This window comes from Streptomyces laurentii (genome assembly GCF_040635425.1).
GTDB classification, from domain to species: domain Bacteria; phylum Actinomycetota; class Actinomycetes; order Streptomycetales; family Streptomycetaceae; genus Streptomyces; species Streptomyces laurentii.
The window spans coordinates 1-10,963 of the sequence record NZ_JBEYHT010000107.1 but is presented as its reverse complement, the minus strand read 5'-3'; the positions used below and the strand labels follow the sequence as shown (position 1 = coordinate 10,963).

The window sequence follows — 10,963 nt, the reverse complement described above, 5'->3', positions numbered from 1 at the left end:
GGGGTAGCGGGCGCCCCCCCCCCCCCGGGGGGGAGGGCCCGCACGGCGACCCCCCCGTCGGCGGAACGCGGCGGGGGCGGTCGAAGGCGGGGAGCCGGCATGCCCGTCGGGGACTACTTGCCTGTCTCACGCTCGTAGGCCTTGATGACCTCGTCGGTCGGGCCGTCCATCAGGAGCTCGCCCCTCTCCAGCCAGAGCACCCGGTCACAGGTGTCCCGGATCGACTTGTTGCTGTGACTGACCAGGAAGACCGTGCCGGCCTCCTTGCGCAGTTCGCGGATGCGCTCCTCGGAGCGGATCTGGAACTTGCGGTCACCGGTCGCCAGCGCCTCGTCGATCATGAGGACGTCGTGCTGCTTGGCGGCCGCGATGGCGAAGCGGAGCCGGGCACCCATGCCGGACGAATAGGTCCGCATCGGCAGCGAGATGAAGTCGCCCTTCTCGTTGATTCCGGAGAAGTCGACGATGTCCTGATATCGGCTCTTGATCTCCTCGCGGCTCATGCCCATGGCCAGGCCGCCGAGGATCACGTTGCGCTCACCGGTCAGGTCGCTCATCAGCGCCGCGTTGACACCCAGCAGCGAGGGCTGGCCGTCGGTGTAGACCTTGCCGTGCTCGGTGGGCAGCAGGCCGGCGATGGCGCGCAGCAGGGTGGACTTGCCGGAGCCGTTGGTGCCGATGAGGCCGATGGCCTCGCCGCGGTACGCGGTGAAGGAGACACCGCGTACGGCGTGCACCTTGCGGACGCCGCGTTCCTTCTCGCCCTTGCGGCCCTTGAGGATCCGGCTGAGGGCGGCGGTGGCGCTGCCCTTGCCGCCCGCGCCGCCGTTGACCCGGTAGACGATGTGGACGTCGTCCGCGATGACCGTGGGCACCCGGTCCTGGTTCGTGTCAGCCACGGCCGTACCTCTCCTCGGCCTTCCAGAAGTAGACGAAGCCGCCCACGCCGATGACCAGCGACCAGGCCAGGGCGACCAGCCAGACGTGCGGGGGCAGGTTGGAGCCGCCGTACCCGTCGATCAGCGCGAAGCGGATCAGGTCCATGTGGATCGCGGCCGGGTTGTACTGCAGCAGGTTGGCGATCCAGCCCGGCTTGTCCTTCAGCATCACCGGGATGGAGAACATGACGCCGGACGCGTACATCCAGGTACGCATGATGAACGGCATCAGCTGGGCGAGGTCGGGGGTCTTGGCACCCATCCGCGCCACGACCATCGCCAGGCCCGCGTTGAAGACGAACTGCAGCAGCAGCGCGGGAACCAGCAGCACCCAGCTGAGCGAGGGGTAGCTGCCGAAGGCGACCGCGACGCCGGCCAGCACGATCATCGAGAACAGCAACTGCTGGAGCTGCTGGAGCGCGAAGGAGATCGGCAGCGAGGCGCGCGGGAAGTGCAGGGCCCGGACCAGACCGAGGTTGCCGGAGATCGCCCGGACGCCCGCCATCACCGAACTCTGCGTGAAGGTGAACACGAACACACCGGTCACGAGGAACGGGATGTACACGGAATGCGACATACCGCGGTCCGCGCCGATGATCACGCCGAAGACCAGGTAGTAGACGCCCGCGTTCAGCAGCGGGGTCACCACCTGCCACAGCTGGCCGAGCTTCGCCTGGCTGTACTGGGCGGTGAGCTTCGCCTGGGAAAAGGCCAGGATGAAGTGGCGCCGGCCCCACAGCTGGCGGACGTACTCCCCGAGGCCCGGCCGGGCACCGCTGACCGTGAGACCGTGCTTCGCGGCCAGTTCGGCCGGACTCAGGCCGGAGTCGACGGACGGCCGGGCGCTCGTCGCGACCCCACCGTCCTGGGTTGTGTCACTCACAAGTCGAAAACTTTCGTGTTCAAGATGCGCGGCAAAGTCGGGTACCACGATGTCAGACGACCGGTGGGCGTCCCATCCGGGTCAGCCGCCACACCGTACGCCACCCCATGGGACGTCGCGGACCGCAGGGGACCTTCCAGCCCGCCCGGAAGCCGCCGAACCAGGCCTTGAGGGCGGGAACGGAGGGCCGCCGGGCCAGCGTGAGGAGCAGCCAGACGCCGAGATAGACCGGCACGAGGAGTGCGGGAAGGTTGCGACGGGCCAGCCACACGCGGTTGCGGGCCACGTTGAAGTGGTACGTCGCGTGCCGGGACGGCGGGGTGGTGGGGTGCAGCAGCACCATGTCGGAACGGTAGTCGATCATCCATCCGGCGTCGAGCGCCCGCCAGGCGAGATCGGTCTCCTCGTGCGCGTAGAAGAACGCGTCGGGCAGACCGCCGACTTCGGCGAACACCTTGGTGCGCACCGCGTTGGCGCCGCCCAGGAAGGTGGTCACCCGCGACGAGCGCATCGGGTCCGAGGCGCGCAGCCGCGGCACGTGCCGGCGCTGGGTGATCCCGGTCTCCGGGTCCGCGATCCGGAAGCTGACGATGCCCAGCTTCGGGTCCGCGGTGAACGCTTGGCGGATCAGCTCGCCGGTGTCGGTGTTGGCGAGCAGCCCGTCGTCGTCCAGGAAGAGCAAGGCGTCGACGTCGGTGCCGCCGGGGCCGAACGCCTCGATGCCGACGTTGCGGCCGCCGGGGATGCCGAGGTTCTCCGGCAGGGTGATCGAGCGGACGCCCGCGGGCAGCCCGGGGATCTCGACCCCCTGGCCGACCACGACGACCTCGATGGGGTCGCCCTCCTGCCGGGCGACGGAGTCGAGCAGGGCGCGCAGGTCGTCGGGGCGGTTGCCCATGGTGATGACGACGGCGCCCAGCTTCATCGGTCGGGTCATGGTGCCGGTCCTCACTTGAGCCTGCTGGACGCGAGGATCGACACCAGGTGCAGCACGGTCTGGAGCAGCGCGATGCCGGCCAGTACGGCGACCCCGAGCCGGGTGAAGTACAGGTCGCCCCGGAGCTGGTCCACGATCGCGAGGACGAGGATCAGCAGCGACGCCTCGATGCCGAGGATCAGCCGGTGGAACTTGAACGCGGCGGCGGCCCGGCGGGCCAGCGCCACACCCGAGGAGCGCGGCTCGGCGGCCGACTCCTTGACCGGCGGCAGTCCGCCCTGGTGCCGGGCGACGCCGACGAGGTCGGTCTCCGCCTTGATCAGGATGGCGCCGAGCGCGGCGAGGGTGCCGAGGAAGGCCCACAGCCAGTCGATCCGGCCGCCGCCCCACAGGTCGGCGGCGCGCAGGCCGAAGCCGACCAGGACGGCGGCGTCGCACAGGTAGGCGCCGACCCGGTCGAGGTAGACACCACCCAGCGAGAACTGCTTCTTCCAGCGGGCCAGCTCGCCGTCGACACAGTCGAGCAGCAGGTAGAGCTGGACGGCGACGACACCGAGGACCGCGCCCCAGACGCCCGGGAGGAGCAGCGCCGGAGCGGCGAGCACGCCGGCGATGGTCATCAGGTACGTCAGCTGGTTCGGGGTCACACGGGTGTTCGCCAGCTGCCGGGTGATCCGTATCGAGATCTCCCGCATGTAGAGGCGGCCGCCCCAGTGTTCGCCGCTGCGCCGGTCCTTCACACCCGGGGGGTGGACGACCGGACGCAGCTCAGCTACCGATGGTTTGTGCATAGTCGGCGTATGCGTCCCTGATCTCGTCGGCGGACAGGTCGAGGTGTTCGAGGATGGTGTAGCGCCCGGGGCGGGTCTGCGGGGCGAACTCCACGGCGCGGACGAACTCGTCCACGGTGAAGCCCATCTCCTCCGCGACCACGGGCAGGCCGTGCCGGCGCAGGGTGGCGACCATCTTCGCGGACTCGTCGCGGGCCCCGCGCAGGTGCATGGCGAAGGCGGCACCGAGGCCGCACTGCTCGCCGTGGCTGGCGGCACGCGTCGGGTACAGCAGGTCGAAGGCGTGGCTGATCTCGTGGCAGGCGCCCGAGGAGGGGCGGCTGTCGCCACTGATCGACATGGCGATGCCGGACATCACCAGGCCCTCGGAGAGGGTGACGAGGAAGTCGTCCTCGCCGACGCCGCCGGGGTGCCGGAGCACCGCCTCGCCCGCGCTGCGGGCCATGGCGGCGGCCAGACCGTCGACCTTCTCGCCGGTCTCGCGGTGGGACAGCTCCCAGTCCGCGATGGCGGAGAGGTTGGAGATGGCGTCACCGATGCCGGAGCGGACGAAGCGCGCCGGGGCGTCCCGGATCACGTCGAGGTCGATGACCAGCGCGATCGGGGTGGGCACCCCGTAGGAGCCGCGCCCGTTGTCGTTGTCCAGCGTGGAGATCGGCGAGCAGATCCCGTCGTGCGACAGGTTGGTCGCGATGGCCACCAGCGGCAGTCCGACCCGGGCCGCCGCGTACTTGGTCACGTCGATGATCTTGCCGCCGCCGAGCGCCACGACCGCGTCGTACCGCTTGCCGCGCATGGCGTCGGCGAGCTTGACGGCCGCGTCGATGGTGCCGCCGGAGACCGGGTACCAGTCGGCGCTCGGCAGCTCGGGGGCGAAGCGGTCACGCAGCTTCAGGCCGGAGCCGCTGCTGATGGCGACCGCGATCCGCCCGTTGCTGGAGATCCGCTGGTCCGCGAGGAGCGCGGACAGGTCGTCCAGCGCCCCTCCGCGGATGTCGACGACGACCGGCGACGGAATGAGCCGGGTCAGTACTGGCACGCGATGTCCCGGCCCTTCGCGAGGTCGTCGTGGTTGTCGATCTCGACCCACTTGACGTCGCCGATGGGGGCCACGTCGACGGTGAAGCCGCGGTTGACCAGCTCCTGGTAGCCGTCCTCGTAGTACAGGTCGGGGTCGCGCTCGAAGGTGGTCTTCAGGGCGTCGGCCAGCTCCTCGGCGGCCTCGGCCTCGATGAGGGTGACACCGATGTACTCGCCGGTCGCGTCGGCCGGGTCCATCAGCTTGGTGATCTTCTGGACGCCCTTGCCGTCGGCGGTGACGACCTTCATCTCCTCGTCGGCGAGGTTCTTCACCGTGTCGAGGGCGAGGATGATCTTCCGGCCCTCGCCGCGCGCGGCGAGCAGGGTCTTCTCGACGGAGACCGGGTGCACGGTGTCGCCGTTGGCGAGGATGACGCCCTGCTTCAGGACCTCACGGGCGCACCACAGGGAGTAGGCGTTGTTCCACTCCTCGGCCTTGTCGTTGTCGACGAGGGTCAGCTTGAGGCCGTACTTCGACTCCAGCTGCTCCTTGCGCGCGTACACGGCCTCCTTGCGGTAGCCGACGACGATCGCGACCTCTTCGAGGCCGACCTCGGCGAAGTTCTTCAGCGTGAGGTCGAGGACCGTCAGCGAGCCGTCGCCGGCCGGGTCCACGGGCACGAGGGCCTTCGGAAGGGTGTCGGTGTAGGGGCGCAGACGCCGTCCGGCACCGGCTGCCAGTACGAGGCCAATCATGCTGTCTCTCCTTCGTCGTGTACGGCGGGCGCCCCGGAGGAGACCCAGAAACGGATCGACTCCACGAGCGCCACGAGACCCACGGCGACCGCGAGAACGGTCAGGGCCGTGGTGAGGTCATTGCCACGGTTCGCCAGCAGGGCGGCGAGGGCGGTCACCACGAGCGTGCGTCCCTCGTGGCCGCCGAGGACCCGCACCAGCCAGGCGGGCGGTGCGCCGGCGTTGCCGCGAATGCGGTACACCGTGTCGTAGTGATGGTAGGCGACCGCCGCGACCAGCCCGAATGCGGCCGGAAGGGCCTGGGCGGCGTCGGACCTGGCGGCCAGGACGAGGATCGTGCCGTACTCGGCGGCCCGGAAGACCGGCGGGACGAGCCAGTCGAGCGTGCCCTTGAGCGGGGCGGCGACGGCCTGCCCGGCCAGGAGGACGTACGCGACGGCGGCGCACACCGTGGCCCAGCCGGGACCGGTCACGGCGGCGCACACGAGCACGCAGGCCGCGCCGATCAGGGCGAACAGCGGGGCGACGAGTCCCTTGGCCCGGCCGCGGCGGAACATCCGGGCGACGCCCGAGGCGAGCGGGCCGGAGTCGGCGAGGTCGGCGAGGGCGCGGGCGGCCCGGTCGGTGCGCGGGGCCTTGCGGCCCAGCGAGCGCAGCAGCCGGCCGGCGGTGGTGTAGCAGGCGCCGAAGGCGCAGCCGATGATCAGCGCCCAGAAGACGATCCGGGGGCTGGTGACGGCGGTGAGGACGGCGATCATCGCCCAGCGCTCGCCGATCGGCAGGATGATCATGCGCCGGGCCCAGACCGTCCAGCCGACGCTGTCGAGCCGGCTGGACACGCCCAGGCTGGTCTTGGCGGTGCTGCCCGCGCTCGCGGCGTCGTTCGTGTTCGCCTCGTTGAAGGCGAAGTCCACGACGTGGCGGCAGGTCATCAGGACCATGGCGCCGAGCGCGAGGGCCCACACGTCGTCGCCGCCGCGGGCGGCGCCGAGCGCGAGACCGGCGTAGAAGGCGTACTCCTTGGCGCGGTCGAAGGTGGCGTCGAGCCAGGCGCCCATCGTCGAGTACTTGAGCGCGTAGCGGGCGAGCTGCCCGTCCGTGCAGTCGAGGACGAAGGAGACCAGCAGCAGCACACCGGCGGCGACGAAGCCTGCGCGCTCGCCGGTGGCGGCGCAGCCGGCCGCGATCAGCGCGGTGAGCAGCGAGGCGGTGGTGACCTGGTTCGGGGTCAGGCCGCGGCGCGCGCACCAGCGGGCGATGTAGCGCGAGTACGGGCTGATGAAGAAGGTCGTGAAGAAGCCGTCGTGGGCCTTGACCGCGGAGCGCAGCCGTACGGCCTCGTCGTCGACGGCCTCGACGGCGGCGCGCGCCTCGTGGCGGGCCGCGGGAGTCGTGGGCACGGCGGCGACGAGGGTGCCGAGCTGCGGACGGTGGACGGCGGTGCCGTCGGCGTCGAGCGCGTCGGCGACGGAGTCGGGCAGGCTGCCGGCGGTCTCCCGGGCGGCGGCCGGGGCGCCGCCGGGCGCGGTGCCGTACGCGACGGGGGCGGCCGGCGCGGTCCGCTCGGCCGCGGCCAGGGCGCGGGTCAGGGCCGGCCGGGCCTCGGGCTGCGCGGTGAGCGCGCCGGGCGCGGTGGCGGCCGGGAAGCGGGGGTCGGTCAGGGCGAGCCGCAGCGCGTGGGTGTGGCCGACGAAGCGGGGGTCCACCAGGGCGACCCGCTCATCGGCGGGTACCCGGGCGAGCAGCGTGCCCGTCTCGTGGGGACCGGACGCGATCTCGACGTCGAAGCCGAGGGACCGCAGATCGGCGTCGAGCGACGATCCGGGTACCGGCGGGCCGGTGAGGATGGCGGTCGACAGGGCGAACTCACTCCTTGGAGCTGACGGACGGGCCGGTGGAACCCACGACACGACGCCGGGCTCGGCAATCCGGCCCGGTGCCGGGCGGCGGCACGTCGGCTGAGGCTATCGGATGACGGAAGCGCGAATTCACCGAGGTTTCGCGGTACCGCCTCCGCACGGCCGCCCCACCGTCGAACAGGTGAGCCGACCCCGCTGCCCACATCATGGGTGATCAACCGTCCGGGTCACAAAAACCGGGTCCGCGCGCGCGGCCGTCCGCCCCGGCGACGATGATCGGCCACATGACGACTCGAATCGTATCCCCGCAGGTCAGAGCATATGACAACGGTGTTCAGTACCGTGTTGCACATACCCCCCACCCGTAGTTCACTGGCGAATCGGAGCACCGGACGACGACACGATCGGGAGGCCTCGCCATGGGGGCTGGACACGACCACGGACACAGCCACGGCGGCCCGCCGCCGACCGGCACCGCGGCCGCCGCCTACCGGAACCGACTGCGCATCGCGCTCGGCATCACGCTCTCCGTCATGGTGGTGGAGATCGTCGGCGGCCTGCTCGCCGACTCGCTCGCGCTGATCGCGGACGCGGCCCACATGGCGACCGACGCCCTCGGCCTCGGGATGGCGCTGCTCGCCATCCACTTCGCCAACCGGCCGCCGAGCGGCAACCGCACCTTCGGCTACGCGCGGGCCGAGATCCTGGCCGCGCTCGCCAACTGTCTGCTGCTGCTCGGCGTCGGCGGTTACGTCCTCTTCGAGGCGATCGAGCGGTTCCTCGAACCGGCCGAGACCAAGGGCGGACCCACCATCGTCTTCGCCGTGGTCGGCCTGGTCGCCAACATCGTCTCGCTGTCCCTGCTGATGCGCGGGCAGAAGGACAGCCTGAACGTGCGCGGCGCCTACCTGGAGGTCCTCGCCGACGCGCTCGGCTCGGTGACGGTGCTGGTCGCCGCGGGCGTCATCCTGCTCACCGGCTGGCAGTACGCGGACCCGATCGCCTCGCTCGTGATCGGCCTGATGATCGTGCCGCGCACGGTGAAACTGCTGCGGGAGACGCTGGACGTGCTCCTGGAGTCGGCCCCCAAGGGTGTCGACATGGCGGAGGTCCGGGCGCACATCGTGGCCCTGCCGGGCGTCGAGGACGTCCACGACTTGCACGCCTGGACGATCACCTCGGGCCTGCCGGTGCTGTCCGCGCACGTGGTGGTGACCCAGGAGACGCTGGACACCGTCGGCCACGAGCAGATGCTGCACGCGCTCCAGGGCTGCCTCGGCGCGCACTTCGACGTCGAGCACTGCACCTTCCAGCTGGAGCCGGCCGGTCACGCCGCGCACGAGGCCAGGCTCTGCCTGTGACCGGCCGATGCTGCTAGCCTGTGCCACCACGTCGTACGGTTGCGTATCGACGTCACAGGACATCGGCAGGGAGAGGGGCTGAGGTTGATGACCGCCGCGGTGGAGGACGCCCGCAGGGGCGCCACACGGTCCGACCTTTCGCTTCCTTCGGGTCACCGGCCTGCCTGATCTCGTCCGAGAGACGCCCCTGGGCCCCTTCCCGGAACCCTTCCGGATGCCCGGGGTGTCCCCGCACGGCCGGGGCCCCTCCTGACAAGGGGTTTCCCACGTTGTCCGATCACGACAGCACCCAGCACGACCCGAGCGTCCCGCGTGACGCTTTCTTCACCCTGCACCACGGCCTGCCGCGGCAGGCCCCCGGCTCCGACGCCACCACCCGACGCATGCTCGAAGCGGCGGGCCCGCTGCCCGAGCGGCCGCGCGTGCTCGACCTCGGCTGCGGCCCGGGCCGCTCCTCGCTGCTGCTGGCCGCGGCGGGCGCCGAGGTGACCGCCGTCGACCTGCACGAACCGTTCCTGGACGAGCTGCGGGCGGCCGCCGCCGCGCAGGGGCTCGGCCACCGGATCCGTACCGTACGGGCCGACATGGGCGCGCTCGACCTGCCCGACGCCTCCTTCGACCTGGTCTGGGCCGAGAGCGCGGTCTTCGCCCTCGGCTTCGACCGGGCGCTCGCCGAATGGCGCCGGCTCCTCTCCCCCGGCGGCACCCTCGTGGTCACCGAGTGCGGGTGGACCACCGAGGAACCGTCCGCCGGGGCCCGGGCCTTCTGGGATCCGCACTACCCGCTGCGGACCGTCGCCGCGAACACGGCGGCGGCCGTCACGGCCGGCTACCACGTCCTCGGCGTCGTCCCGCAGCCGGAGAGCGACTGGGACGCGTACCTCGCACCGCTCGGCGAGCGGGCCGACACGATGGACACCTCCGTGCCCGGCATGACCGAGGCGGTCGCCGCGGCCCGCGCCGAGATCACCCTGCGCCGGGAGCACGGCGGCGACTACGGCTACACCGGCTTCGTGCTGCGCCCGGCGGACCCGCGCTGGCGGACCCGCGCGGAGACGGCCGCCGATCATCCCGTCGTACGCGAGATCCTCACGGCGGCCTTCGAGACCCCGGCCGAGGCGGGGATCGTGGACGCGCTGCGCGCCGACGAGGAGGCCTGGCTGCCGGGGCTCGGCCGCGTGGCGGAGGCGCCGGACGGCACGGTCGCCGCGTACGCCCTGCTCACCCGCTGCCGGGTGGACGGCGTCCCGGCGGCGGCGCTCGCGCCGGTCGCGGTGGCCCCCGCCTACCAGCGCACGGGCGCCGGTCAGGCCGTCATCCGGGCCGCCTTGGACGCGGCGCGGCTGAGCGGGGAGCGGCTGGTCCTCGTACTCGGCCACCCCGCGTACTACCCGCGCTTCGGATTCGTACAAGCGTCCGTGTACAGGATCCGGCCAGCCTTCGCTGTTCCGGACGAAGCGATGATGGCCCTGGATCTGGACGGTTCCGGAGCCGTCGCCGGGGGCACGATCTGGTATCCCGCGGCTTTCGGGGTCTGAGCGCCGGCCCGCTCCCACCGTTCCGGGGCGTACTCCGGGGTGGCGGGAGCGGCCATGTCCGGCCGCCGAAGTGCGGACAAGCCGGTTTTGTACGGCAGACTGAGCTTGCCCCCAGGGCGAGGACCAAAGCGAAGGATGGGTATGCCGACCACACCAGTCACCCTGGCTCACAGTTCGCCGAGCGGCCTCGGGCCGGTCTCGGCCGAGGAGCCGATCATGCTCGAACTGGTCGACGAGGACGGCGTCACGATCGGTACGGCGGAGAAGCTCGCCGCGCACCAGGCGCCGGGGCAGTTGCACCGCGCCTTCTCCGTCTTCCTCTTCGACGAGGCCGGACGGCTGCTGCTCCAGCGCCGGGCGCTCGGGAAGTACCACTCCCCCGGTGTGTGGTCGAACACCTGCTGCGGCCACCCCTACCCGGGCGAGGCGCCGTTCGCGGCGGCGGCCCGGCGCACCTACGAGGAGCTGGGCGTCTCGCCGTCGCTGCTCGCGGAGGCGGGGACGGTCCGCTACAACCACCCGGACCCGGCCTCGGGCCTGGTGGAGCAGGAGTTCAACCACCTCTTCGTCGGCCTGGTGCAGGCGACTCCGCTGCCGGACCCGGAGGAGATCGGCGAGACCGCCTTCGTGACGGCGGACGAGCTCGCGGAGCGGCACGCGGCCGTACCGTTCTCCGCCTGGTTCATGACGGTGCTGGACGCGGCGCGTCCGGCGATCAAGGAGCTGACGGGGCAGTCCGGGGGCTGGTGACCCGGACGGGCCCGGCCTTCCGGGCGGCGTCGAGGCGAGGCCGTCTCGATGTAGAGCCGCTCGGAGAGGACGACACCCGCCTTGCTGGGCTTTCTACGGCGCCGAGCCGCCTCCGACACCACTTCCTTAG

The 10,963-nt window shown here is 71.7% G+C and carries 10 protein-coding genes; 3 read left to right on the top strand and 7 right to left on the bottom strand.

Annotated features, from left to right (window positions below; all coding sequences use genetic code 11):
* Window positions 1–113 precede the first annotated feature (113 nt).
* Genes ABZ693_RS35415 through ABZ693_RS35385 form a run of 7 tightly spaced genes read right to left on the bottom strand, consistent with a single transcriptional unit; the run spans window position 114 to window position 7,184 of the window.
* Complete coding sequence (locus tag ABZ693_RS35415) at window positions 114–899, bottom strand: ABC transporter ATP-binding protein (RefSeq protein ID WP_359885607.1); 786 nt, start codon at window positions 897–899, stop codon at window positions 114–116.
* Entirely contained in the window at window positions 892–1,821 is a 930-nt protein-coding gene (locus ABZ693_RS35410) for an ABC transporter permease (RefSeq protein WP_359885606.1), read from the bottom strand. The genes ABZ693_RS35415 and ABZ693_RS35410 overlap by 8 nt, the downstream gene beginning before the upstream one ends.
* A 52-nt stretch (window positions 1,822–1,873) precedes the next feature.
* The gene (locus ABZ693_RS35405) at window positions 1,874–2,758 is read right to left on the bottom strand and encodes a glycosyltransferase family 2 protein (protein ID WP_359885605.1); all 885 of its coding nucleotides are present in this window, start codon (window positions 2,756–2,758) and stop codon (window positions 1,874–1,876) included.
* 11 nt (window positions 2,759–2,769) lie between these two features.
* On the bottom strand, window positions 2,770–3,549 hold the full coding sequence (locus ABZ693_RS35400; RefSeq protein WP_359885604.1) for a CDP-alcohol phosphatidyltransferase family protein: 780 nt from the start codon (window positions 3,547–3,549) through the stop codon (window positions 2,770–2,772).
* Window positions 3,527–4,588: an iron-containing alcohol dehydrogenase family protein gene (locus ABZ693_RS35395; protein WP_359885603.1), complete on the bottom strand. Its 1,062-nt coding sequence runs from the start codon at window positions 4,586–4,588 to the stop codon at window positions 3,527–3,529. Before ABZ693_RS35395 ends, ABZ693_RS35400 begins: the two co-directional genes overlap by 23 nt.
* Window positions 4,576–5,325, bottom strand: a complete 750-nt coding sequence (locus ABZ693_RS35390; RefSeq protein WP_359885602.1) for a phosphocholine cytidylyltransferase family protein — start codon at window positions 5,323–5,325, stop codon at window positions 4,576–4,578. Before ABZ693_RS35390 ends, ABZ693_RS35395 begins: the two co-directional genes overlap by 13 nt.
* Complete coding sequence (locus ABZ693_RS35385; protein ID WP_359885608.1) at window positions 5,322–7,184, bottom strand: DUF5941 domain-containing protein; 1,863 nt, start codon at window positions 7,182–7,184, stop codon at window positions 5,322–5,324. Before ABZ693_RS35385 ends, ABZ693_RS35390 begins: the two co-directional genes overlap by 4 nt.
* Before the next feature lie 419 nt (window positions 7,185–7,603).
* Here ABZ693_RS35385 and ABZ693_RS35380 point away from each other — a divergent pair, with 419 nt between their 5' ends.
* From ABZ693_RS35380 to idi, 3 genes are all read left to right on the top strand, one after another.
* Window positions 7,604–8,545, top strand: coding sequence for a cation diffusion facilitator family transporter (locus tag ABZ693_RS35380; RefSeq protein ID WP_359885601.1), 942 nt, complete (start codon window positions 7,604–7,606; stop codon window positions 8,543–8,545).
* A 269-nt stretch (window positions 8,546–8,814) separates the two neighbouring features.
* Window positions 8,815–10,083: a bifunctional class I SAM-dependent methyltransferase/N-acetyltransferase gene (locus tag ABZ693_RS35375; protein WP_359885600.1), complete on the top strand. Its 1,269-nt coding sequence runs from the start codon at window positions 8,815–8,817 to the stop codon at window positions 10,081–10,083.
* A gap of 141 nt (window positions 10,084–10,224) precedes the next feature.
* A complete protein-coding gene (gene idi / locus ABZ693_RS35370; protein ID WP_359885599.1) occupies window positions 10,225–10,833 on the top strand; it encodes an isopentenyl-diphosphate Delta-isomerase in 609 nt (202 codons plus the stop codon).
* The last annotated feature ends 130 nt before the right edge of the window (window positions 10,834–10,963 follow it).